Annotated in this window: 20 protein-coding genes; 11 read left to right on the top strand and 9 right to left on the bottom strand. The window is 69.4% G+C overall.

What is annotated here, in order from left to right; genetic code table 11:
- Positions 1-49 precede the first annotated feature (49 nt).
- A complete protein-coding gene (locus tag ACWGO0_RS20855) occupies positions 50-1,129 on the bottom strand; it encodes a PAC2 family protein (protein WP_453536786.1) in 1,080 nt (359 codons plus the stop codon).
- Between the two features lie 255 nt (positions 1,130-1,384).
- Here ACWGO0_RS20855 and ACWGO0_RS20850 point away from each other — a divergent pair, with 255 nt between their 5' ends.
- The 5 genes from ACWGO0_RS20850 (at position 1,385) to ACWGO0_RS20830 (ending at position 7,180) form a co-directional block, all read left to right on the top strand.
- A complete protein-coding gene (locus tag ACWGO0_RS20850; protein ID WP_453536783.1) occupies positions 1,385-2,713 on the top strand; it encodes an L-fuconate dehydratase in 1,329 nt (442 codons plus the stop codon).
- Complete coding sequence (locus tag ACWGO0_RS20845) at positions 2,710-3,489, top strand: SDR family NAD(P)-dependent oxidoreductase (RefSeq protein ID WP_453536780.1); 780 nt, start codon at positions 2,710-2,712, stop codon at positions 3,487-3,489. Before ACWGO0_RS20850 ends, ACWGO0_RS20845 begins: the two co-directional genes overlap by 4 nt.
- Before the next feature lie 87 nt (positions 3,490-3,576).
- Positions 3,577-4,617: a sugar ABC transporter substrate-binding protein gene (locus ACWGO0_RS20840; RefSeq protein WP_453536777.1), complete on the top strand. Its 1,041-nt coding sequence runs from the start codon at positions 3,577-3,579 to the stop codon at positions 4,615-4,617.
- 2 nt (positions 4,618-4,619) lie between these two features.
- Entirely contained in the window at positions 4,620-6,143 is a 1,524-nt protein-coding gene (locus ACWGO0_RS20835) for a sugar ABC transporter ATP-binding protein (protein WP_453536775.1), read from the top strand.
- A complete protein-coding gene (locus ACWGO0_RS20830; RefSeq protein ID WP_453536772.1) occupies positions 6,140-7,180 on the top strand; it encodes an ABC transporter permease in 1,041 nt (346 codons plus the stop codon). The genes ACWGO0_RS20835 and ACWGO0_RS20830 overlap by 4 nt, the downstream gene beginning before the upstream one ends.
- Positions 7,181-7,261: 81 nt before the next feature.
- Here the strand turns inward: ACWGO0_RS20830 and ACWGO0_RS20825 are convergent, their stop codons facing one another.
- The 5 genes from ACWGO0_RS20825 to ACWGO0_RS20805 all read right to left on the bottom strand — a co-directional run bounded on the left by ACWGO0_RS20825 (position 7,262) and on the right by ACWGO0_RS20805 (position 13,156).
- On the bottom strand, positions 7,262-7,933 hold the full coding sequence (locus tag ACWGO0_RS20825) for a FadR/GntR family transcriptional regulator (protein ID WP_453536769.1): 672 nt from the start codon (positions 7,931-7,933) through the stop codon (positions 7,262-7,264).
- 170 nt (positions 7,934-8,103) lie between these two features.
- The gene (locus tag ACWGO0_RS20820) at positions 8,104-9,714 is read right to left on the bottom strand and encodes an FAD-dependent oxidoreductase (protein WP_453536766.1); all 1,611 of its coding nucleotides are present in this window, start codon (positions 9,712-9,714) and stop codon (positions 8,104-8,106) included.
- Between the two features lie 5 nt (positions 9,715-9,719).
- Complete coding sequence (gene glpK, locus ACWGO0_RS20815) at positions 9,720-11,270, bottom strand: glycerol kinase GlpK (protein ID WP_453536763.1); 1,551 nt, start codon at positions 11,268-11,270, stop codon at positions 9,720-9,722.
- Between the two features lie 56 nt (positions 11,271-11,326).
- Positions 11,327-12,118, bottom strand: a complete 792-nt coding sequence (locus ACWGO0_RS20810) for an MIP/aquaporin family protein (protein ID WP_453536760.1) — start codon at positions 12,116-12,118, stop codon at positions 11,327-11,329.
- A 273-nt stretch (positions 12,119-12,391) separates the two neighbouring features.
- Positions 12,392-13,156 (bottom strand): IclR family transcriptional regulator, encoded by a 765-nt coding sequence (locus ACWGO0_RS20805; RefSeq protein WP_453536757.1) that lies wholly within the window; start codon positions 13,154-13,156, stop codon positions 12,392-12,394.
- 239 nt (positions 13,157-13,395) lie between these two features.
- Here ACWGO0_RS20805 and metH point away from each other — a divergent pair, with 239 nt between their 5' ends.
- From metH to ACWGO0_RS20790, 3 genes are all read left to right on the top strand, one after another.
- Positions 13,396-16,908 carry a methionine synthase gene (metH, locus tag ACWGO0_RS20800; RefSeq protein WP_453536754.1) on the top strand — a complete coding sequence of 1,171 codons (3,513 nt, stop codon included), beginning with the start codon at positions 13,396-13,398 and terminating at the stop codon, positions 16,906-16,908.
- 118 nt (positions 16,909-17,026) lie between these two features.
- The gene (locus ACWGO0_RS20795; RefSeq protein ID WP_453536751.1) at positions 17,027-17,728 is read left to right on the top strand and encodes an HAD family hydrolase; all 702 of its coding nucleotides are present in this window, start codon (positions 17,027-17,029) and stop codon (positions 17,726-17,728) included.
- A gap of 364 nt (positions 17,729-18,092) precedes the next feature.
- Positions 18,093-19,694, top strand: a complete 1,602-nt coding sequence (locus ACWGO0_RS20790) for an ABC transporter substrate-binding protein (RefSeq protein WP_453536748.1) — start codon at positions 18,093-18,095, stop codon at positions 19,692-19,694.
- 58 nt (positions 19,695-19,752) lie between these two features.
- Here the strand turns inward: ACWGO0_RS20790 and ACWGO0_RS20785 are convergent, their stop codons facing one another.
- Together ACWGO0_RS20785 and ACWGO0_RS20780 are read right to left on the bottom strand one after the other, a co-directional pair.
- Positions 19,753-20,424 carry a response regulator gene (locus ACWGO0_RS20785; RefSeq protein WP_173311727.1) on the bottom strand — a complete coding sequence of 224 codons (672 nt, stop codon included), beginning with the start codon at positions 20,422-20,424 and terminating at the stop codon, positions 19,753-19,755.
- A 9-nt stretch (positions 20,425-20,433) separates the two neighbouring features.
- Positions 20,434-21,279, bottom strand: a complete 846-nt coding sequence (locus ACWGO0_RS20780; RefSeq protein WP_453536806.1) for a RecB family exonuclease — start codon at positions 21,277-21,279, stop codon at positions 20,434-20,436.
- A gap of 171 nt (positions 21,280-21,450) precedes the next feature.
- Here ACWGO0_RS20780 and ACWGO0_RS20775 point away from each other — a divergent pair, with 171 nt between their 5' ends.
- The 3 genes from ACWGO0_RS20775 (at position 21,451) to ACWGO0_RS20765 (ending at position 24,452) form a co-directional block, all read left to right on the top strand.
- Positions 21,451-22,701: a site-2 protease family protein gene (locus ACWGO0_RS20775; RefSeq protein ID WP_453536803.1), complete on the top strand. Its 1,251-nt coding sequence runs from the start codon at positions 21,451-21,453 to the stop codon at positions 22,699-22,701.
- A 61-nt stretch (positions 22,702-22,762) separates the two neighbouring features.
- On the top strand, positions 22,763-23,662 hold the full coding sequence (locus tag ACWGO0_RS20770) for a tRNA (adenine-N1)-methyltransferase (RefSeq protein ID WP_453536745.1): 900 nt from the start codon (positions 22,763-22,765) through the stop codon (positions 23,660-23,662).
- Between the two features lie 211 nt (positions 23,663-23,873).
- Entirely contained in the window at positions 23,874-24,452 is a 579-nt protein-coding gene (locus ACWGO0_RS20765) for a hypothetical protein (RefSeq protein WP_453536742.1), read from the top strand.
- 4 nt (positions 24,453-24,456) lie between these two features.
- Here the strand turns inward: ACWGO0_RS20765 and ACWGO0_RS20760 are convergent, their stop codons facing one another.
- Positions 24,457-24,768: a ferredoxin gene (locus tag ACWGO0_RS20760; protein ID WP_453536739.1), complete on the bottom strand. Its 312-nt coding sequence runs from the start codon at positions 24,766-24,768 to the stop codon at positions 24,457-24,459.
- Positions 24,769-24,859 lie beyond the last annotated feature (91 nt).

Below are 24,859 nucleotides of genomic sequence, written 5' to 3'. Positions count from 1 at the left end.
GTTCCCGCCCGGCGCCCCTTGTGCTCGGCTGCCGCCGGTATCCGGCCGGTCAGTCCTCCGAGGTGTCTCCGTCGGCTCCGGTGTCTCCGTCGTCCCCGGACGCGCCGGGGGTATCGGGGGTGTCGGGCGACGGCGGGCGTACGCCACCGGGACCGCCACCGGGACCGTTCTCCGGCCCGGTCTCCGGACGCGGCGGTTTGGGCGGCCTGGTGCGACCGCTCGACGTGTCCCGCAGATAGGAGACGTCGCCGCTCTCCGTCGCGTGGCCGCCAGGACCCTGCCCCGGACCGCCGTCCCTGCGCCGCAGATACCGCTCGAACTCCCGGGCGATGGCCTCGCCGGACGCCTCGGGCAGCTCCGCGGTGTCGCGGGCCTCCTCCAGCGTCTGCACGTACTCGGCGACCTCGCTGTCCTCGGCGGCCAGTTGGTCGACGCCGAGCTGCCAGGCACGCGCGTCCTCGGGCAGTTCACCCAGCGGGATCCGCAGACCGATCAGGTCCTCCAGGCGGTTCAGCAGGGCGAGCGTCGCCTTCGGGTTGGGCGGCTGCGACACATAGTGCGGCACCGCCGCCCACAGACTCACCGCGGGCACGCCCGCGTGCGTGCAGGCTTCCTGGAGAATGCCGACGATGCCGGTCGGGCCCTCGTACCGGGTCTCCTCCAGGTCCATCGTCCTGGCCAGATCCGGGTCGGAGGTCACACCGCTGACCGGCACCGGCCGGGTGTGCGGGGTGTCGCCGAGCAGCGCGCCGAGGATGACCACCATCTCGACGCCCAACTCATGGGCGAATCCCAGGATCTCGTTGCAGAACGAACGCCAGCGCATCGACGGTTCGATGCCGCGGACCAGGACCAGATCGCGGGGCTTGTCGCCGCCGACGCGGATCACGGAGAGACGGGTGGTGGGCCAGGTGATCTTGCGCACCCCGCCGTCCAGCCACACCGTGGGCCGGTTGACCTGGAAGTCGTAGTAGTCCTCGGCGTCGAGCGCCGCGAACACCTCGCCCTTCCACTCCCGGTCCAGATGCGCGACGGCTGTGGAGGCGGCGTCACCGGCGTCGTTCCAGCCCTCGAACGCGGCCACCATGACCGGGTCGACCAGCTCGGGTACCCCCTCGAGCTCGATCACCCAGACCCCCTTCCGAAGTTCCCTTGTGTACGAGCCAACCTTACGGCTTCCGGACCGTCTCACCGCAGTCCCCGGGCACGGGCGGGTGAACCTTGACCGTGGGGGTGCATCATCGGTCGAATCAGGGCATCAGCTCCGCGATTCATCCGAGCTGTGTTGACCGAATTCCGTTCGAACCCTGGACTTTGGGCCAAGTGCGGCGCTATACATCGGATGACACGCAAGAGGTCCGATGTTATTCCCCTGGGGGCGCACATGAGTCAGACCGTCACGGATTTCGAGGTTCACGACATCCGCTTTCCCACCTCGGAACAGCTGGACGGCTCGGACGCCATGAACCCCGACCCCGACTACTCCGCCGCGTACGTCGTCCTGCGCACCGACCAGCCAGGCGACCGCGCCGAGGGGCACGGCTTCTGCTTCACCATCGGACGCGGCAACGAGATCATGGCAGCGGCCATCGAGGCGCTGCGTCCGTACGTCGTGGGGCGCCCGGCCCCGCGTACCGCCGCCGACCTCGGGGCGCTGTACCGGGAGCTCACGCAGGACTCCCAACTGCGCTGGCTGGGCCCCGAGAAGGGCGTGATGCACATGGCGGTCGGCGCGGTCGTCAACGCCGCCTGGGACCTGGCGGCGAAGTGCGCGGGCCGACCCGTCTGGCAGTTCCTCGCCGGGATGACGCCGGAGGAGCTCGTCTCCCTCGTCGACTTCCGCTACCTCAGCGACGCGCTCACGCCCGAGGAGGCCCTCGCCATCCTGCGGGCCGCCGAACCGGGCCGCGCCGAGCGCACGGACCGCCTGCTCGCCCAGGGCTATCCCGCGTACACGACCTCCCCCGGCTGGCTCGGGTACGAGGACGACAAGCTGGTACGGCTCTCGAAGGAGGCCGTGGCCGACGGCTTCACGCAGATCAAGCTGAAGGTCGGCGCCGATCTCGGTGACGACGTACGCAGGATGTCGCTCGCCCGCGACGCGGTCGGCCCCGGCATCCGGATCGCCGTCGACGCCAACCAGCGCTGGGACGTGGCCGACGCGGTGGAGTGGATGAAGGCCCTCGCGCCGTACGACCCGCACTGGATCGAGGAACCCACCAGCCCGGACGACGTGCTCGGCCACGCCGCCGTGCGGGCCGGACAGCCCGTCAAGGTCGCCACCGGCGAACACGTCGCCAACCGGGTCGTGTTCAAGCAACTGCTCCAGGCGGGCGCCGTCGACTTCGTACAGATCGACGCCGCACGCGTCGCGGGCGTCAACGAGAACCTGGCGATCCTGCTGCTCGCCGCCAAGTACGGCGTCCCGGTCTGCCCGCACGCCGGCGGTGTGGGGCTCTGTGAACTGGTGCAGCATCTCTCGATGTTCGACTATGTGGCGGTCTCCGGGACCTGGGAGGACCGCGTGATCGAGTACGTCGACCATCTCCACGAACACTTCGCCGACCCCACCGTGATCGAGGGCGGCCGGTACCTGGCGCCGCGCTCGCCCGGATTCTCCGCGCGGATGCTCCCCGCCTCGATCGCCGAACACCGCTATCCCGAGGGCCCCGTCTGGCAGGCCCGCCGCACTTGTGAGGAGAACGCCCGATGACCGGTCCACTGGAATTCGACGGGATGTCCGCCCTGGTCACGGGCGGGGCATCCGGGATCGGGGCCGCCGTCGCGACCCTGCTCCTGGAGCGCGGCGCGAGGGTCGCCGTACTGGACCGGGAGACCGCGGGCGCACCCGACGGAGTCCTCGCGCTCAAGGCCGACGTGACCGACGACGCGGCCGTACGGGAAGCCGTCGACCGGGCCGCGGCCGAGCTGGGCGGCCTGCACACCCTCGTGTCCAACGCGGGCGTCGGCTCCATCGGCGGCGTCGAGGACAACACCGACGAGGAGTGGACGCGCGTCCTGGACATCAACGTCCTCGGCATGGTCCGCACCGCCCGCCACGCCCTGCCGCATCTGCGCCGCGCCGCGGCGGACCGCCCCGGAGCCGTCTCGATCACCCACACCTGCTCCATCGCCGCCACGGCCGGCCTGCCGCAGCGCGCGCTCTACAGCGCGAGCAAGGGGGCCGTGCTCTCGCTGACCCTCGCCATGGCGGCCGACCACGTACGCGAAGGCGTCCGGGTCAACTGCGTCAACCCCGGCACCGCGGACACCCCGTGGATCGGGCGGCTCCTCGACAGCGCCGACGACCCGGCCGCCGAACGGGCCGCCCTCAACGCCCGCCAGCCCCTGGGCCGGCTGGTATCGGCGGACGAGGTCGCGGCGGCGATCGTGTACCTCGCAGGACCGTCCGCCGCCTCCGTCACAGGCACCGCACTCGCCGTCGACGGCGGGATGCAGGGCCTGAGACTGCGCCCCGCGGCCGACTGACAACCGGCCTGCTTCCCCAGAGCCGCACCACCCCACGCTTGGCAACAGAACCATCGAGCCGGTACTCCACGAAGGACGGGACCCCAAATGAGAGTGCGTACGACGAGTGCGGCGGCCTGCGCCGTACTGCTGGCCGTGACCGCCCTGGCGGGCTGCAACCGCGAGTCCACCGACAGCGGCAACGGCGGTGGCAAGGTCGGCATCGACCTGCCGCGCAGCGACAGCGACTTCTGGAACTCCTACCAGCAGTACATCGAGAAGGGCGTCAAGGACGGGAAGGTCGAGGCGCTGCCCCTGACCAACTCGCAGAACGACATCGGCAAGCTCGTCGCCAACGTCCAGACCTTCACCGACCAGGGCGCCAAGGCCGTCGTGATGGCCCCGCAGGACACCGGCGCGATAGCCGAGACGCTGAACACGCTGAACGAGAAGAAGATCCCGGCCGTCAGTGTCGACACCCGCCCCGACAAGGGCGACATCTACATGGTCGTCCGGGCCGACAACAAGGCGTACGGCGCCAACGCCTGCAAGTACCTCGGCGAGCAGCTGAAGGGCAAGGGCAAGGTCGTCGAATTCCAGGGCGACCTGTCATCGATCAACGGACGCGACCGCTCCGAGGCGTTCAAGTCGTGCATGGACAAGGACTTCCCGGACATCGAGGTCTTCGAGCTGGCCACCGACTGGAAGGGCGACGTGGCCTCCGCCAAGCTTCAGTCGACCCTGGCCGCACACCCCGACATCAACGGCATCTACATGCAGGCCGGCGGGGTGTTCCTCCAGCCCACCCTCGCCCTCCTGGAGCAGAAGAAGCTCCTGAAGCCGGTCGGGACGCCCGGACACATCACGATCATCTCCAACGACGGCATCCCGGAGGAGTTCGACGCGATCAGGTCCGGGAAGATCGACGCGACGATCTCCCAGCCCGCCGACCTCTACGCCAAGTACGCGCTGTTCTACGCGGAGGCGGCCCTGGCCGGAAAGACCTTCAAGGAGGGTCCGACCGACCACGACTCCACCATCATCAAGATCCCGGGCGGTCTCGAGGACCAGCTGCCCGCGCCCCTGGTGACCAAGGAGAACGTCGACGACCCGGCGCTGTGGGCCAACCAGCTGGAGAAGAAGAGCTAGCCATGGAACACGCACCTCCACCGGCCGTAGAGGCGGCAGGCATCGTCAAACGCTTCGGGCAGACCGTCGCGCTCGACGGCGTGAAGCTCACCGTGCTGCCCGGTGAGTCGCACGCGCTCGTCGGCCGCAACGGCGCCGGCAAGTCCACGCTCGTCAGCGTGCTCACCGGACTCCACAAGGCGGACGCGGGCACGGTCACGTTCGGCGGGGAGCCCGCGCCCGCCTTCGGGGACACCATGGCCTGGCAGTCCAGGATCGCCTGCGTCTACCAGAAGTCCATGGTCGTCCCCGATCTGACCGTCGCCGAGAACCTCTTCCTCAACCGCTTCGACGAGGACTCCCGCTGGATCAGCTGGGGCAGGCTCCGCAAGCGCGCGGCGGACCTGCTCGCCGAGTACGGGGTGCAGGTCGACCCCAGCACACGGGCACGGGATCTCGCCGTCGAGCAGCGGCAGTTCGTCGAGATCGCCCGGGCGCTGTCCTTCGGCGCCCGGCTGATCGTCCTCGACGAGCCGACCGCGCAGCTGGACGCCCGGGGCATCGGCCGGCTCTTCGACAAGCTGCGCGAACTGCAGAGCCAGGGAGTGGCGTTCCTGTTCATCTCCCACCACTTGCAGGAGGTGTACGAACTCTGCACCGCCGTCACCGTCTACCGCGACGCCCGCCATGTCCTGACCGCCCCGGTCGCGGACGTCGGCAAGGCGGAACTGGTGGCCGCCATGACCGGTGAGCAGGGCGGCGGCGCGTCCGTCTGGCACGCCGCCGGAGCCGGGGAGCGGGTACGGGACGAGTCGGCCGCACCCGTCCTGCGTACCGAACAGCTCACCCTGGAGGGTCAGTTCGAGCCGCTGGACCTCCAGGTGCGGCCCGGTGAGGTCCTCGGCCTCGCCGGCTCCGCGGCCAGCGGCAACACGGCGCTCGGCGAGACGCTGGCCGGGATGCGCAAGGCGAGCGGAGGCACCATCTCCGTACACGGGAGGACCGTTCGGCCCGGGAGCGTCCCGCACGCCCTCGACGCCGGCATCGGGTACATCCCCGAGGACCGGCACGACCAGGGTCTTGTGCTGGACCGGAGCGTCGCCGAGAACGCCACGCTCACGGTCACCGACCAGCTGGGGCCGTGGGGGACCGTACTGCCCTCCCGGACCCGCCGGTTCGCCCAGTCGATGATCGCCTCGCTGGACATCAAGACGCAGGGGCCCGAGCAGCCCGTCTCCGGGCTGTCCGGCGGCAACCAGCAGAAGGTGGTGGTCGCCCGCGCGCTGGCCCGCAGGCCGAGCGCGCTGGTCGCGGTCCGGCCCACCGCGGGCGTGGACGTCAAGTCCAAGGACTCGCTGCTCGGTGTGGTCCGCAGGGTCGCCGACGAAGGAAACGCCGCAGTCATCATCTCGGACGAGCTGGACGATCTGCGGGTCTGCGACCGGGTGCTCGCCCTGTTCCACGGGCGGGTCGTCGCAACATTCGCAAGCGGGTGGACCGACGGGGAACTCGTCGCCGCCATGGAAGGTGTGGGGGAAAGGGAATGACCGGGACCATACGGCCGGCCACGGCCGATGACGTCATGAGCGGGGCGAAGGAAGGGAGTCCGCGCAGCAGGCTCCAGCTGATCAGGTGGAGCGACTTCTCCCTGGTGCCGGTGATCCTGGTCCTGATGGTGATCGGCTTCATCGTCTCGCCGGTCTTCCTCACCTCCAACAACCTGATCAGCGTCGTCCAGCAGTCCTCCGAGCTCAGCCTGCTCGTGCTCGCGCAGGCGCTGATCCTGATCTGCGGCCGGATGGACCTGTCCCTGGAATCGACGATCGGCATCGCGCCGGTGGTCGCCATGTGGCTGGTCCTGCCCACCGACGGCGGCCGGTTCGCGGGGCTCGAACTCTTCCCGGCCTGGTCGGCGATCCCGCTCTGTCTGCTCGTCGGACTGCTCGTCGGCGTGATCAACGGCTTCCTGATCCTGAAGCTGCGGGTCAACGGCTTCATCGCCACGCTCGGCATGCTCACCATGCTGCGCGGCCTCCACATCGGCATCACCGAGGGCAAGTCGATCACCGACGTCCCGGAGTCCTTCCGCTACCTGGGCAAGAGCGAGTGGCTCGGCGCCCCGGCCGCGGTCTGGATCTGTCTGGCCCTGTTCGCGATCGGCGGCTCGGCGCTGGCCTGGCTGCGCCACGGACGCTCGCTGTACGCCATCGGCGGCAACCCGGAGGCGGCACGCGCGGCCGGCATCCGGGTCGACCGGATCACCTGGATCGTGCTGGCCGTCGGCGGTCTGCTGGCCGCCTTCGCGGGCATCCTCTACACAGGCCACTACGGGTCGGTCGCGGCCACCCAGGGCAACGGCTGGATCTTCCAGGTGTTCGCCGCCGCGGTCATCGGCGGCATCAGCCTCAAGGGCGGTCGCGGCACCCTGTTCGGCGCGCTGACCGGCGTACTGACGCTCCAGCTGGTGGTCAACGTGATGACCCTCGGTGGGGTCCCGGCGCTGTGGAACCAGTTCCTCAACGGTGCGATCATCATCGTCGCCCTGGTCATCTCGCGCTTCGCGAGCGGTGAGAAGCAGGATTGAGCGGACACCGTACGTACGGGCCGGGGGCGGCACATCGCCCCCGGCCCGTACGCGTGTGTCACAAGGTGGCCCGTACGCGTGTCACAGGGTCGAGCGCAGCCACTGCTCCACGCTCGCCACATGGACGGTCGCCCAGGCCCGTGCCGCCTCCGCGTCCCTGTCGCGCAGCGCGGCGAGGATCGCCCGGTGCTCGTGCAGGGTGCGGCTGACGGCGTCCTCCTGCGTCAGACCGCGCCAGACCCGCGCCCTCGTGGTCGGCCCGGAGAGTCCGTCGAGGAGCGAGCAGAGCACCGAGTTGCCGGACGACTGCACGATGCCGCGGTGGAACTCCAGGTCGGCGGCGACCAGTTCCTCCACCGACGGCTTCTCGCCCAGGGCGTCGAGCTGCGCGCCCAGCAGATCCAGCTGGTCCTCGCTGATCTGCCCCGCGGCCATCGCCGTGGCGGCCGGTTCGAGGATCCGGCGCACCGCGAGGAACTCCAGCACGGTGTCGTCGCGATGGAAGTCCACCACGAAACTCAGTGCCTCCAGGAGGAGTTGGGGGTCAAGGCTGGTGACGTACGTGCCGTCGCCCTGGCGCACGTCGAGGATGCGGATCAGTGACAGGGCGCGTACCGCCTCCCGGAGGGAGTTGCGGGACAGCCCGAGTTCCGCGGCGAGTTCGCTCTCCTTGGGGAGCCGGTCACCGGGCCCCAGAGCACCTGAGACGATCATTCCCTTGATCTTCTCGATCGCCTCGTCGGTGACAGCCATGACGGTCCTCCTGGATTCGGACTGGATTCAGACATCCGATGTCTTCCTCCATTATGGGGGTCCGCGCACCCGATCGAGGGGTCCCTGCCGCAGCTGTTGCGCTGCTCACGCGGGTACGCGTACGGGGGTGGCTCCCCCCGTGGAAGCCACCCCCGTACGAACCCCGCGGATCAGCCCTTGTCGGCGAGCAGACCCTCCACCTCGGCCCTGATCCCGTCCGTCGCCAGCCCACGGATCGTCAGCGTCGTGCGGCGGCGCAGTACGTCGTCGGCCGTCTCGGCCCACTCGTGGTCACGGGCGTAGACGACCTGCGCCCAGATCTCCGGGGCGTCCGGGTGGATGCGCCGGGCCAGGTCCGGGTTCTCGTTGGCGAGCCGCGCGATGTCGAAGGACAGCGAGCCGTAGTGCGTGGCGAGGTGCCTGGCCGTGTCGGCCGCCATCCGCGGGCCGGGCGTACCGCCGTCGATCATCAGCCGGTGCGCGACCGCGTTGGGGTTGGCGATGCCGGGCAGCGGGAGCTTCCGTGGCAGCCGGGCCATCGGCTCCATGTCGTCCGCGAGCGGCTGCCCCGGCAGCGCGGCCAGCTTGTTCATCACCGTACGGCCGATGTGGCGGAACGTCGTCCACTTGCCGCCCGCGACCGAGAGCATCCCGCCTCGGCCCTCCGTCACGACCGTCTCGCGCTTGGCCTTGGACGTGTCACCGGGACCGCCGGGCAGGACCCGCAGACCGGCGAAGGAGTACGTGATCAGATCGCGCGACAGCTGCTGGTCGCGGATGGAGAACGCCGCCTCGTCCAGGATCTGCGCGGTGTCCTTCTCGGTCACCGCGACATCCGCCGGATCACCCTCGTACTCCTCGTCCGTCGTACCGAGCAGCAGCATGTCCTCCCACGGCAGGGCGAACGTGATCCGGTACTTGTCGATCGGGGTGGCGAGGGCGGCCTTCCAGGGGCGGGTGCGCTTCAGCACCAGGTGCGCGCCCTTGGAGAGCCGGATCGAAGGAGCCGCGTTCGGGTCCTCCATATTGCGGAGGTGGTCCACCCACGGGCCGGTGGCGTTCAGCACGAGGCGGGCGCTCACGCCGAACTCCGTACCGTCGGTGCTGTCCCGCAGTTCGGCGCCCGTCACCCGGCCCCTGGTGAACCGCAGTCCGGTGACCGCGGCGTGGTTGAGGACGGTCGCGCCCGCCTCGACGGCCGCGCGCACGGTCATCAGCGCCATCCGGGCGTCGTTCATCTGGTCGTCGCCGTAGACGGCGACGGCCTTCAGGTTGTCCGTACGCAGCTCCGGCACATCGCGCTGGGCCTTCGCCGGGCTGATCACATGGCCGACACCGTCACCGAACGCGGACAGCGCCGAGTAGGCGAAGACGCCCGCACCGAGCTTGGCGGCGCCGTGCGGGCCGCCCTTGTAGACCGGCAGGTAGAAGGTGAGCGGATTGGCCAGGTGCGGCGCGACCTGGCGGGAGACGGCGCGCCGCTCGAAGTGGTTCTCCGCCACCAGCTTCACCGCGCCGGTCTGCAGGTAGCGCAGACCGCCGTGGAGCAGCTTGGAGGAGGCGGAGGAGGTGGCGCCGGCGAAGTCGCCGGCGTCCACCAGTGCCACCCGCAGTCCGGACTGCGCGGCGTGCCAGGCGGTGGAGATGCCCAGGATGCCGCCGCCGATCACCAGGAGGTCGTACGTCGCCTTGGAAAGCTGCTCCCGGGTCTCGGCGCGGCTCGGAAGGGAGCCGGAGGCCGGATGCGTCCCGAGGGCGGGGACGCTCTGCAGGGTGGTCATATCGCTTACTCCTCGACAGTGTCTTCGTCGAGCCAGCCCATGGAACGTTCCACGGCCTTGAGCCAGCTCTTGTACTCCCGGTCGCGGGTGTCCGCGTCCATGCGGGGGGTCCACTCGGCGGCGCGGCGCCAGTTGGCGCGCAGGGCGTCGGTGTCCGGCCAGAAGCCGACGGCGAGGCCGGCGGCGTAGGCCGCGCCGAGGCAGGTGGTCTCGGCGACCATGGGCCGCACCACGGGTGCGTCCAGGAAGTCGGCGAGGGTCTGCATCAGCAGGTTGTTGGAGGTCATTCCGCCGTCGACCTTGAGCGCGGTGAGCTCGACGCCCGAGTCCTTCGTCATGGCGTCGCTGATCTCGCGGGTCTGCCAGGCGGTGGCCTCGAGGACGGCGCGGGCGATGTGCGCCTTGGTGACGTAGCGGGTCAGACCGGCGATGACGCCCCGGGCGTCGGGGCGCCAGTACGGGGCGAAGAGACCGGAGAAGGCGGGCACGAAGTACGCGCCGCCGTTGTCCTCGACCGACGAGGCCAGGGTCTCGATCTCGGCGGCGGACTTGATCAGGCCCATTTGGTCGCGCATCCACTGCACCAGGGAGCCGGTGACGGCGATGGAGCCTTCGAGCGCGTACACCGGCTTCTGGTCGCCGATGCGGTATCCGACGGTCGTGAGGAGCCCGTTGTACGAGTTGACGGGCGTGTGACCGGTGTTCATCAGCATGAAGGTGCCGGTGCCGTACGTGGACTTGGCCTCGCCCTGCGCGAAACAGGTCTGGCCGAACAGCGCGGCCTGCTGGTCGCCGAGCGCGGACGCCACCGGGATGCCGTCCAGGACGCCGCCCTTGGCGTGTCCGTACACCTCGGCCGACGAGCGGATCTCCGGCAGCACGGCTGCCGGGATGTCCATCGACTGGAGGATCTTCTCGTCCCACTGCATCGAGTGCAGGTTCATCAGGAGGGTGCGCGAGGCGTTGGTGACGTCGGTGACGTGCACGCCGCCGTCCGTACCGCCGGTCAGGTTCCAGATGACCCAGGAGTCCATGGTCCCGAAGAGGATGTCGCCCCGCTCGGCGCGCTCGCGCAGCCCCTCGACGTTGTCGAGGAGCCAGCGGACCTTGGGTCCGGCGAAGTACGAGGCGAGCGGCAGGCCGGTCTCGCGGCGGAAACGGTCCTGCCCGACGTTGCGGCCGAGCTCCTTGCAGAGCGCGTCGGTGCGGGTGTCCTGCCAGACGAGGGCGTTGTGTACGGGCTCGCCGGTGTTCTTGTCCCAGAGCAGCGTCGTCTCGCGCTGGTTGGTGATGCCGATCGCCTTGACGTCGGCGGAGGTGATGCCCGCCTTGGAGACGGCGCCGGCGACGACCTCCTGGACGTTCCGCCAGATCTCGGCCGCGTCGTGCTCGACCCAGCCCGGCTTCGGGAAGATCTGCTCGTGCTCCTTCTGGTCGACGGAGACGATCCGGCCGTCCGTGTCGAAGACGATGCAGCGGCTGGAGGTGGTGCCCTGGTCGATGGCCGCGATGAACGGCCCGGTGCCATGGCTCCCGGTGGTGTGTGCTTCGGTCACGGTGTGCTCCCGGAGGTCTGTGTGGTTCTGAGGGATACGGCTCTGAGCTCTGCGGCTCACGCGAAGGCGACGTTGTAGAGACCGCCGGCGATCGCGCCGCCTATGAGCGGTCCGACGATCGGTACCCAGGCGTAGCCCCAGTCGGATCCGCCCTTGTTCGGCAGCGGCAGCAGCGCGTGCACGATACGCGGACCGAGGTCGCGAACCGGGTTGATCGCGTATCCGGTCGGCCCGCCGAGCGAGAGACCGATTCCGACGACTACCAGCGACGTGATGAGCGCGCCGAGAGTGCCGAGGCCGTTGCCCTCGTTGTTGAGGCCCTGCGTCAGGATCGCCAGCACCAGTACGACGGTGGCGATGACCTCGGTGACGACGTTCTGCACGGCGTTCCGGATCTCCGGGCCCGTGGAGAAGATGCCCAGTACAGGGCCGGCCTTCGGGGCGGCCGACTGGTCGACCATGCCCTCCACCGCGGGCTGCGCGCCCACGATCTCGGGGTCGGTGAGGTGGGCGTGGAACTGCCCGTAGTACACCGCCCAGACCAGTACGGCGCCGATCATCGCGCCGAGCAGCTGCGAGGCGAAGTACAGCGGTACGTCGCCCCATGCGGTGCCGCCCTCGATGGCGAGGCCGATCGTCACCGCCGGGTTGAGGTGCGCGCCGGAGACGCTGCCGGCCAGATAGGCGGCCGTCAGCACGGCGAAGCCCCACCCGAAGGTGATGGCCAGCCAGCCGGCGTTCTGCGCCTTTGAACGCTTGAGCGTGACGGCGGCACAGACACCGCCGCCGAGCAGGATGAGAACGGCGGTACCGATGGTCTCGCCGATGAAGATGTCGGAGCTGGACACCCGTGACTCCTTTGTCCATCGTCCAGGGGAAGGCGAACACCGGGGTCCTCCGGTGGTTCGCGCCCAAGTTGGGTATCCACGCTGTGTGGGTACCCAGCTGTGCGGGCTGACCGGCCCTTGGCACTGTCACACCCTAACGCGTATTGCCGTTAGGTGTTCGGCAATGCCGACCGATGAACGGCAGTGTTTCCCCCGGGTGAATGCAACGTCAAGGGTTGTGGCACATACGACCGAGTGCAGGACCCGATCGTTACCGACGGACCGCCCGGGTGCTCAGAAGCGCCCGGCGCCCAGATCCCGGGATACGGCGCGGGCGCAGTCCCGCACGGCCGCGATCAGCTCGGGGCGCAGCTCGCCGTCCGGGCAGACCCGCTCCACGGCCCCTGTGACGGCCACGGCGCCGACCGGCATCCGCCGCCGGTCGTGGATGGGCGCCGCCACGGCGGCCACCCCTTCCCAGGTCTCCTCCACGTCGGACGCCCAGCCCCGCGCCCGGATGAGTTCGAGCAGCGACTCGAACTCGTCCGCCTCGGTCACCGTGCGCGGCGTGAACGGCTTGCGCTCCACCTCGACGGCCTCGCTGTGCGCCACCGGGTCGTACGCGGACAGCACCTTGCCCAGGGCCGTGGAGTGCAGCGGCTGCATGGCGCCCACCTCCAGCACCTGGCGGCTGTCGTCGGGCCGGAAGACGTGGTGGACGATGAGGATGCCGTGCTGGTGCAGGACGCCCAGGTGGACGCTCTCGCCGCTGGAGCGCGCCAGATCGTCGGTCCACACCAGGGCGCGGGCCCGCAGCTCGTGGACGTCCAGATAGCTGTTGCCCAGGCGCAGCAGCTCCGCGCCGAGCTGATAACGGCCGGACGCCGCGTCCTGTTCGACGAAGCCCTCGTGCTGGAGGGTGCGCAGAATGCCGTGCGCGGTGCCTTTGGCCAGCCCCAGTGAGGAAGAGATGTCGGACAGTCCGAGCCGGCGCTCGCCGCCCGCCAGCAGCCGCAGCATCGCTGCCGCCCGCTCCAGCGACTGGATGTTCTTGGCCATCGCGCCGTACTCCTCCACTGTGGTTCGACAATGCTGAACACTATCGGTCGATGTCGACCTATGCCCGGGCGCCCGGAAAGTCGGCACCACCGCACCGGCCCAGTTGCCCCCGCACAGCATGCAGTCCGCCCCGTGGGACGCCGCGACGGGCTCCGGCACCTCCCGGCTACGCTGGCCGGGTGCGCCCTCCACAGGAAGGCCGCAAAGCCGACAGCCGTCGCATCCCAGGGAGAACATCCATGGCCTCGTCGCCGACCCCTTCCGCTGACAGCCGGAACCGAACCGCAGCCCTCCGCGAGGCGCTCGCCACGCGTGTGGTGGTGGCGGACGGTGCCATGGGCACGATGCTCCAGGCACAGGACCCCACCCTCGCGGACTTCGAGAACCTCGAAGGCTGCAACGAGATCCTCAACGTGACCCGCCCGGACATCGTCCGCTCCGTGCACGAGGAGTATTTCGCGGTCGGCGTGGACTGCGTCGAGACGAACACCTTCGGTGCGAACCACTCCGCGGCCAACGAGTACGAGATCGCCGACCGGATCGTCGAGCTGTCCGAGGCGGGCGCCCGTATCGCACGCGAGGTCGCGGACGAGTTCGCCGCAAAGGACGGCCGCCCGCGCTGGGTCCTCGGCTCCATCGGCCCGGGGACCAAGCTGCCCACCCTCGGCCACATCGCGTACGACATCCTGCGCGACGGCTACCAGCAGAACGCCGAAGGCCTCCTCGCCGGCGGCGCCGACGCCCTGATCGTGGAGACCACGCAGGACCTGCTGCAGACGAAGTCGAGCCTGATCGGCGCACGGCGGGCGATGGACGCCCTGGGCATGGACGTACCCCTGATCTGCTCGCTCGCCTTCGAGACGACCGGCGTCATGCTGCTCGGCTCCGAGATCGGCGCCGCGCTGACCGCCCTGGAACCGCTGGGCATCGACCTGATCGGGCTGAACTGCTCGACCGGCCCGGCCGAGATGAGCGAGCACCTGCGCTATCTGGCCCGCCACTCGCGTACGCCCCTGATGTGCATGCCGAACGCCGGTCTGCCCGTGCTGACCAAGAACGGCGCGCACTTCCCGCTGACCCCGCCCGAGATGGCCGACGCGCAGGAGAACTTCGTACGGGACTACGGCCTCCAGCTCGTCGGCGGATGCTGCGGCTCGACGCCCGAGCACATGCGCCAGGTCGTCGAGCGGGTCCGCGGCATGAGCCCGGGTGCGCGTGAGCCGCGCCCCGAGCCGGGTGCCTCCTCGCTCTACCAGACCGTGTCCTTCCGCCAGGACACCTCGTACATGGCGATCGGCGAGCGCACCAACGCCAACGGTTCGAAGAAGTTCCGCGAGGCCATGCTGGAAGCCCGCTGGGACGACTGCGTGGAGATGGCCCGCGACCAGATCCGCGAGGGCGCGCACATGCTCGACCTCTGTGTCGACTACGTGGGCCGGGACGGCGTCGCCGACATGGAGAAGCTGGCCGGGCTCTTCGCCACCGCTTCCACGCTCCCCATCGTGCTCGACTCCACCGAGGTCGAGGTCATCCGCGCCGGCCTGGAGAAGCTGGGTGGCCGTGCCGTCATCAACTCCGTCAACTACGAGGACGGCGACGGCCCCGAGTCCCGCTTCGCCAAGGTCACCGCGCTGGCGCAGGAGCACGGCGCCGCGCTGATCGCGCTGACCATCGACGAGGAGGGCCAGGCCCGCACGCCCGAGCACAAGGTCGCCATCGCCGAGCGGCTCATCGAGGACCTCACGGGCAACTGGGGCGTCCACGAGTCGGACATCCTCATCGACACCCTGACCTTCACCATCTGTACCGGTCAGGAGGAGTCCCGCAAGGACGGCATCGCCACCATCGAGGCCATCCGCGAACTCAAGCGGCGCCGCCCCGACGTACAGACCACGCTCGGCCTGTCCAACATCTCCTTCGGCCTCAACCCGGCCGCCCGCGTCGTCCTGAACTCCGTCTTCCTCGACGAGTGCGTCAAGGCCGGACTGGACTCCGCGATCGTGCACGCGTCCAAGATCCTGCCGATCGCACGCCTGGAGGAGGAGCAGGTCAAGGTCGCCCTCGACCTGATCTACGACCGCCGCGCCGAGGGTTACGACCCCCTGCAGAAGCTCATGGAGCTCTTCGAGGGCGTCAACATGAAGTCGATGAAGGAGGGCCGCGCCGAGGAACTCCTCGCCCTCCCGCTGGACGAACGCCTCCAGCGCCGCATCATCGACGGCGAGAAGAACGGCCTCCAGGCCGACCTCGACGAGGCCCTGCAGACCCGCCCGGCCCTCGACATCGTCAACGACACCCTCCTGGAGGGCATGAAGGTCGTCGGCGAACTCTTCGGCTCCGGCCAGATGCAGCTGCCGTTCGTGCTCCAGTCCGCCGAGGTCATGAAGAACGCGGTCGCCCACCTGGAGCCGCACATGGAGAAGTCCGACGCGGAGGGCAAGGGCACCATCGTGCTGGCCACCGTGCGCGGCGACGTCCACGACATCGGCAAGAACCTCGTCGACATCATCCTCACCAACAACGGCTTCAACGTGGTCAACCTCGGCATCAAGCAGCCCGTCTCCGCGATCCTGGAGGCCGCCGAGGAGCACCGGGCCGATGTCATCGGCATGTCGGGACTCCTGGTGAAGTCGACCGTGATCATGAAGGAGAACCTGGAGGAGCTCAACCAGCGCAAGATGGCCGCGGACTTCCCGGTCATCCTGGGCGGGGCCGCCCTCACCAGGGCCTACGTGGAGCAGGACCTCCACGAGATCTACGAGGGCGAGGTCCGCTACGCCCGCGACGCGTTCGAGGGGCTGCGGCTCATGGACGCCCTGATCGGCATCAAGCGCGGTGTCCCAGGCGCGGTGCTCCCGGAGCTCAAGCAGCGCCGGGTCGCCAGGAAGGAAACCGCCGTCCTGGAGGTCGAGGAGCCCGAGACGGGTGTCCGCTCCGACGTGGCCACCGACAACCCGGTCCCCGAGCCGCCCTTCTGGGGCACCCGGGTCATCAAGGGGATCCCGCTCAAGGAGTACGCCTCCTGGCTGGACGAGGGCGCGCTCTTCAAGGGCCAGTGGGGCCTCAAGCAGTCCCGTGCCGGTGACGGTCCCACGTACGAGGAACTGGTCGAGACCGAGGGACGCCCGCACCTGCGCGGCTGGCTCGACAAGCTCCACACCGAGAACATGCTGGAGGCCGCCGTCGTCTACGGCTACTTCCCCTGCGTGTCCAAGGGCGACGACCTGATCCTGCTCCACGAGGACGGCTCGGAGCGCACCCGCTTCACCTTCCCGCGCCAGCGCCGGGGCCGCCGCCTTTGCCTCGCGGACTTCTTCCGCCCGGAGGAGTCCGGCGAGCGGGACGTGATCGGCCTCCAGGTCGTCACCGTCGGCTCGAAGATCGGCGAGGCCACGGCCGAACTCTTCGGGACCAACTCCTACCGCGACTATCTGGAGCTGCACGGGCTGTCCGTCCAGCTCGCCGAGGCGCTGGCCGAGTACTGGCACGCCCGGGTCCGCGGTGAGCTCGGCTTCGGCGGCGAGGACCCGGCAGACGTCGAGGACATGTTCGCGCTGAAGTACCGCGGCGCGCGCTTCTCCCTCGGCTACGGCGCCTGCCCCGATCTGGACGACCGGGCGAAGATCGCCGAGCTCCTGGAGCCGGAGCGGATCGGGGTCAAGCTCTCCGAGGAGTTCCAGCTGCACCCCGAGCAGTCGACGGACGCGCTGGTCATCCACCACCCCGAGGCGAAGTACTTCAACGCGCGGTAAGCCTCTGTACGCGCGTCACGGCCGGGCAAGTCGTAGACTGGTCGGTCCAGTGCAGGCCGGTCGCCGTTCCCCTTCGGGAATGGCGGTCGGCCTTCTCGTCCCTCACGGAGGAGTACGGATGACCAGTACGGTCCCCGCGTCCCTGACTCGCACGGCCGAAGGCCTTACGCTGCAGGCCGTCTTTCTCGACATGGACGGCACCCTGGTCGACACCGAGGGATTCTGGTGGGATGCCGAGGTGGAGGTCTTCGCGGGCCTCGGACACCGGCTCGACGAGGCCTGGCGCGATGTCGTCGTGGGCGGTCCGATGAGCCGCAGTGCGGGCTATCTCATCGATGCGACCGGCGCGGACATCAGGCTGGACGAGCTCACGGTGCTGCTCAACGACTCCTTCGAGGCCCGCATCGACCGCGGTGTGCCGCTGATGCCCGGCGCGGCACGGCTGCTCGCCGAGCTCGTGGCGCACGAGGTGCCCACCGCCCTGGTCTCTGCCTCGCACCGGCGCATCATCGACCGGGTGCTGGACTCGGTCGGCCACCACCACTTCGGCCTCACGGTCGCGGGAGACGAGGTCTCCCGCACCAAGCCCCACCCGGAGCCCTATCTGACCGCCGCATCCGGTTTCGCGGTGGACCCGCTGCGCTGCGCGGTCGTCGAGGACACCGCGACCGGGGTCGCCGCCGCCGAGGCCGCGGGCTGCCGGGTGGTGGCGGTGCCGTCCGTCGCGCCGATCGCACCTGCCTCGGGAAGGGTCGTCGTGGGTTCCCTCGAAGATGTCGATCTCGCATTCCTCCGGGGCCTGGTCACGGGAATCCTCTGATTCATGCACCGAGAGTGTTCTTGTGAATGTACGGAAAAACTCTCGGTGACAGGACGTGCGCTTTTCATCGCCTCCATGTGTGGATGAATCAGGTCCATGTCAACATGTCGAAAACGACTCGACTGTGAATCTTGTCGCTCGATGGGTGATTTCTCCACCCCCGAGATATGGCGGTATGTCTGATTCACGCACGGAGTGGTACCCAATCGTCACGCCGTGCGCGATACCGCATCGGCCGGAGAATTCGATTCGCTGTCAATTCCGGAGACGGGCGGATTGTGTGACGAGCATCCACCGGTCAGGCACCCGCGACTATCCCTACTAATCTCGTTTTCTCACATACCGGAATGAGGGAGAACGCTCGATGAACCGCAAGACGCTGGTGCTGCCGGCCGTGGTCGGCCTGCTCGCGCCCGTACTCGCCGCCTGCGGCGTGACGGACGGTGGGGACGAGGGCAAGGACGCCATCGTCGTCGGCACCACGGACCAGTTCATCGCCTCCAAGGACAACCCGGCGCCGCTCGACCCGGCCATCGGCTACGAAGCGGGCGTCTGGAACGTCCTGCGGCAGACCGTGCAGACCCTCATGCACGTGCCGCGCGGCGGCGGTGAGCCCGTGCCCGACGCCGCCAAGAGCTGCGTCTTCACGGACACGGAGAACGAGAGCTACCGCTGCACCCTGCGCAACGGGCTCACCTTCGCTGACGGCAAGCCGCTCACTGCCGAGGACGTGCGGTACTCCATCCAGCGCGTCATCGACATCAAGTCCGGCAACGGCCCTGCCGGTCTGCTCGACAACGTCGACATGATCGAGACCAAGGGCGAGGACCAGATCGTCTTCCACCTGCGCACCCCGGACGCCACCTTCCCGTACAAGCTCGCCACCCCGGCCGCGGGCATCGTCCCGCAGAGCAAGTACCCGGCGAAGAGCGCCCGCGAGGGCTTCCAGGTCGACGGCTCGGGCCCGTACACCATGAAGCCCGAGGTCGAGAACAACCAGGTCGTCAAGGTCGTCTTCACCAGGAACCCGAAGTACAAGGGCGACCTGGACGTCCTCAACGACAAGGTCGAACTGGACCTGTTCCCGGACGCCGCCGCCATGGGCAAGGCGCTGGACGACAAGAAGGTCGACATGATGACCCGCACCATGTCGCCCGAGCAGGCGGGCCAGATGCTCCTGAAGCCGAAGGACGGCGTCAAGCTCACCGAGATGCCCGGCCTCGCCATCAGCTACCTCGGCTTCAACACCGAAGCCCCCTCGGTGAAGAGCAAGGCCGTCCGCCAGGCCATGGCCATGATCATCGACCGGGGCGCCATCGCGAGCAAGGTGTACGGCACGACCGCCGAGCCCCTGTACTCGCTGATCCCGTCCAGCATCACCGGCCACACCAACTCGTTCTTCAACAAGTACGGCGAGCCCGACACCGCCAAGGCCGCGGCCACCCTGCGCGCGGCCGGCATCGATACGCCGGTGAAGTTCACGCTGCACTACACGACGGACCATTACGGTCCCGCGACCGCCACCGAGTTCGAGACGCTGAAGCGGCAGCTCAACGATTCGAAGCTGTTCGACGTGACCGTCAAGGGCACTCCCTGGGCGGAGTACCGCCCGGCGCAGATGCGCGGCGACTACGACGTGTACGGCATGGGCTGGTTCCCGGACTTCCCGGACCCGGACAACTACACGGCGCCGTTCCTGGACAAGAACGACTTCCTCAACTCGCCCTACCGCTCGGCCGCTGCGGAGAACACCCTCATCCCGCAGTCCCGTCGCGAGGCCGACCGCGGCGCCGCCTCGAAGACCTTCGAGAAGCTCCAGGACATCGTCGCCAACGACGTTCCCGTACTCCCGATCTGGCAGGGCAAGCAGTACATCGCCTCCCGCGAGGGCCTCACCGGAGTGGAATGGGCGGTCAACTCATCCGCCGACCTCCAGCTCTGGGAACTGGGCCGCCGCACCGTCTGACAACAGAAATCCGGTCCGGGGCACGAGCCCCGGACCGGCATCCCGTTCCCCGAACCGCTCACTGGGCGCCGGGGCGCACCAGGCCGCTCTCGTACGCGTACACGGCGGCCTGGACGCGGTCGCGCAGCCCCAGCTTCGTCAGCACATGACCCACATGCGTCTTGACGGTCGTCTCGCTCACGAACAGGTCGGCGGCGATCTCCGCGTTCGACAGCCCGCGCGCCACCAGCTTCAGCACCTCGACCTCACGGTCCGTCAGCGTGTGCAGGGCGTCCGGAACCGCCTCCTCGCCCGACGGCAGATGGTCCGCGTACTTGTCGAGCAGCCGGCGTGTGATGCTGGGCGCCAGCATCGCCTCTCCCGCCGCGACCACCCGGATCGCCTGCACCAGCTCATTGGCCGGAGCGTCCTTGAGCAGGAAGCCACTTGCTCCCGCGCGCAGCGCCTCCACCACGTACTCATCGAGGTCGAACGTGGTCAGCACCAGCACCTTCGCCGGACCGTCACGGCCCGGACCGGTGATCTGACGGGTCGCCTCGACCCCGTCCATCCTGGGCATCCGGATATCCATCAGCACGACATCGGGCTGCAGCGCCCGCACCTGATCGATGGCCTGGAGACCGTCACCGGCCTCGCCGACCACCGCGAGATCCCCCTCCGCCTCCAGGATCATCCGGAAGCCGGTGCGCAGCAGCGGTTGGTCATCGACCAGAAGGACGCGGATCGCCACGAAATCTCCTTAAGGGCCTTCGAGGGCCACCGGTTGGCCGGCCTCGGCCCGGACCGGTCCCATTCTGCCCTGGGCGTCCTCCTCCGACTCCGCCGGGCGCACCGACAAGGGGTAGACCGGGGGAGTACCGCCGAATTCCGGACAGACGGCGCGGTGGTCGCACCAGCCGCACAGCTTCGTCGGCCGGGGCCGCCACTCGCCGCTCTCCGTCGCCTCCCGGATCGCCTCCCAGAGCGCCAGCAGCTTGCGCTCCACCCGCTCCAGGTCCGCCTCGACGGGGTCGTACGTGAGGACGTCGCCGCTGCCCAGATAGACCAGCTGGAGGCGCCGCGGAACCACTCTTTTCAGCCGCCAGATCACGAGTGCGTAGAACTTCATCTGGAACAGCGCACCCTCCGCGTACTCCGGACGCGGTGCCTTGCCCGTCTTGTAGTCGACGATCCGGACCTCGCCCGTGGGCGCCACATCGATCCGGTCGATCACCCCGCGCAGCCGCAGCCCGGACTCCAGCTCCGTCTCGACGAACAGCTCCCGCTCGGCGGGCTCCAGGCGCGTCGGGTCCTCCAGCGAGAACCACCGCTCCACCAACTGCTCCGCCTCGCCCAGCCACCGCGAAAGGCGCTCGCCCTCCGCGTCGTCCCGGAACAGCTCGGTCAGCTCCGGCTTCGACTCCAGCAGCCGGTCCCACTGGCCGGGAATCATCGCCCGGGCCCGCGGCGCGGTCCGGTCCACGGCCGGGTCGTCGAAGAGACGCTCCAGGACGGCGTGGACCAGCGTGCCCCGGGTAGCCGCCTCACTGGGCTTCTCGGGAAGCCTGTCGATGACCCGGAAGCGGTACAGCAGGGGACACTGCATGAAATCGCTCGCCCGCGACGGCGACAACGAGTTGGGCGGCTGAGGCGGCCGGGGTACGGAGGTCATGTCGCAGACCCTACGGCCCGCCACTGACAGCGAGCGGAATACCATCGACGACAGACCCTCGCACACTGCATGATCGTGGCAAAGGCCACCAACCGAAGGGACCCCGTGGACGAGAGCGGCGACAGCGGGCAGCCGCAGCGAGGCGCAGAGGGCACCGACCCGGGCGCCGGACCCGACAAGGGCAAGCCGCAGCGCCCGGCGGATCCGGGTGGCGGCATCCTCATGGGCCGCCCCTTCGGCGTGCCGGTCTACGTGGCGCCCAGCTGGTTCATCGTCGCGGCGCTCATCACCTGGGTGTTCGGCGGCCAGCTGGAGCGGGTCCTGCCCGAGCTCGGGAACACCCGCTACCTGGTCTCGCTCTTCTTCGCCATCGCCTTCTACGCCTCCGTGCTCGTCCACGAGCTCGCCCACACGGTGGCGGCGCTGCGCTACAAGCTCCCGGTCCGGCGCATCCAGCTCCAGTTCTTCGGCGGCGTCTCCGAGATCGAGAAGGAGTCCGAGACCCCCGGCCGCGAGTTCGTCCTCGCCTTCGTCGGCCCGCTCCTCTCCCTCGTACTCGCCGGTGTCTTCTACGCCGGTATGCAGTTCGTCGATCCCCCCACCGTCCCTGGCGTGCTCCTCGCCGGGCTGATGATCTCCAACCTCCTCGTCGCCGCCTTCAACCTGCTCCCGGGCCTCCCGCTCGACGGCGGACGCATGCTGCGCGCCGTGGTGTGGAAGATCACCGGCAAGCCCATGAGCGGCACCATCGCCGCCGCCTGGGTCGGCCGGGGCCTCGCCGTGGCCGTCCTCATCGGGCTCCCGCTCCTCACCCACACCGGAGCCCTCGGCAACGCCACCGAAGAGATCACCGGCGTGGAGACCGTCACCGACGCCCTGCTCGCCGCCATCCTCGCCGGGATCATCTGGACGGGCGCCGGAAACAGCCTGCGCATGGCCCGCCTCCGCGAGCACCTCCCCGACCTGCGTGCCCGCACCCTCACCCGGCGCGCCGTCCCCGTCGAGTCCGCCACGCCCCTCTCCGAGGCCCTGCGCCGGGCCAACGAGGCGGGAGCCCGCGCCCTCGTCGTCGTCGACGGACAGGGCAACCCCAAGGGCGTGGTCCGCGAGGCCGCCATCGTCGGCGTCCCCGAGCACCGCCGCCCCTGGGTCGCCGTCAGCGGCCTCGCCCAGGACCTCACCGACGGCATGAGGATCCCCGCCGAACTCGCCGGCGAAGCCCTCCTGGACCGCCTCAAGGCGACACCGGCCACCGAATACCTCGTCGTCGAGGAGACCGGCGAGATCTACGGAGTCCTGTCCACCGCTGACGTCGAACGCGCTTTCGTCGCCGCGATGGCCCGCCCGGGAGCCTGATACCCGGCCGTGCCCCCTGCCGGGCGGTCGGAGCCCCTGGAAACACCGGTACGCTGGCCACATGTCTGAACCGACCGGTGCCGCCCGCCGTCGTGGGCCCTTCAAGGTCGGGGACCAGGTACAGCTCACCGACCCCAAGGGACGCCACTACACCTTCACGCTCGAAGCCGGAAAGAATTTCCACACCCACAAGGGTTCTTTCCCGCACGACGAGCTGATCGGTGCTCCCGAGGGCAGTGTTGTCCGCACCACGGGAAACGTCGCCTACCTCGCGCTGCGCCCCCTGCTCCCCGACTACGTCCTGTCCATGCCCCGCGGTGCCGCCGTGGTCTACCCGAAGGACGCGGGGCAGATCCTGGCCTTCGCGGACATCTTCCCCGGCGCCCGCGTCGTGGAGGCCGGCGTCGGATCGGGTGCGCTCAGCACCTTCCTCCTGCGCGCCATCGGCGAGCAGGGCATGCTGCACTCCTACGAGCGCCGCGAGGACTTCGCCGAGATCGCCCAGCAGAACGTCGAGCGCTACTTCGGCTCCCCGCACCCCGCCTGGCAGCTCACCGTCGGCGACCTCCAGGACAACCTCTCGGACACCGAGGTCGACCGGGTCGTCCTGGACATGCTTGCCCCCTGGGAGTGCCTGGAAGCCGTCTCCAAGGCGCTCGTGCCCGGCGGCATCCTCTGCGCCTACGTCGCGACCACCACCCAGCTCTCGCGGACCGTCGAGTCCATCCGTGAGATCGGCTGCTTCGCCGAACCGCAGCCCTGGGAATCGATGATCCGAAACTGGCACGTCGAGGGTCTGGCCGTCCGGCCCGACCACCGGATGATCGGCCACACCGGCTTCCTCGTCACCGCCCGCCGCCTCGCGGACGGCGTCGAGCCCCCGCTGCGCCGCCGTCGCCCCTCCAAGGGCGCCTACGGCGACGACTACGACGGTCCGGGCAGCACCTCCTCCCGCGCCTGACCCCGCACAACGCTTGGGCGCCGCCGCCGAGTTCTCCGGACCGACCCGGGAACTCGGCAGCGGCGCCTTTTCGTTGCCCCGGCGATCCGGGGCCGACCCCACCGTTCCGCTGCCGTGTGAGGTGTGGCACGATGCTGGCCACCCCCCACCCGCCGACGTCCGGTCGGCACCGCCTTCCCAGGCCCCCCAGGAACCACAGGAGATATACCGCGTGCAGACCTCCGCGCTCCCGGACCTCGCGCACACCGACACCAAGCCGGTGCACTGGCTCGCCACGGCCGCGGCGATGGCCGCCGTCGTCGCCTTCGCGGGCCTGCTCCAGCCCGACACGGCCACCGCCACCGCCTCGGGCCACGCCTCCGGCTCCCGGCCCGCCGGCGCCCCCGTGGCCGCCCCCGACGCGGCAGCCGCGACCTATCCGCTCGACTGCGGCGGCGCGAAGAACGTGGTCGCGGACGAGGCCCCCGGAGACCTGGACGGCGACGGCCGCCCCGAGACCGTGGCCGTGGTCCACTGCGACGCCGGCTCGGGCACACCGCCCAGCGGCGTCTACGTCCTGACACAGGGAAGCGGGGCCGCACCCAGGGTCGTCGCGACCCTGGTGGACCCCGCTGAAAGGACGACGGTCACCGGCTTCGCCGTGCGCGACGGAATCGTCTCGGCGACGCTGCTCGGATACTCCTCGATGGCCGTGCCGCGCTGCTGCCCCGACCAGGAGGAGAAGGCCAGCTGGCAGTGGAAGGGCAACGCCTTCGTGAGGTCCGGCCAGGACCTCGCCCACAGTGTCTGAGCGGTTACTCCGCGTCCGGACCAAAAACTTCGACGTTGTCCGAAACGCGTCGTACATGAATACAGTCGCCGGGGCACTCCTTGGCCGAATCCACCACGTCCTGGAGGAGCGGCAGCGGCACCGGCGTCGTGGCGCCCTTGTCCTGGAGGAGCTCGTCCTCCCCGCTCTTCACGTACGCCAGACCATCGATGTCCAGCTCGAACACCTCGGGTGCGTACTGCACACAGATGCCGTCGCCCGTGCAGAGGTCCTGGTCGATCCAGACCTCCAGATCCTGCTTCCCGCTGTCGCCCGGGACGTCCTGCTGCACGGTCATGTGTCCTGCCGTTCCCTGCGTATCTGAACCAAATGGAGCCAGCCCTGACGGGTGTTGAACGCTTCGACGATACAACCGGCCGCTTTCCGGT

Source organism: Streptomyces sp. NPDC055749, assembly GCF_053617235.1.
The sequence above is the reverse complement of the archived record's forward strand: the minus strand, read 5'-3'. Positions and strand labels throughout refer to the sequence as shown.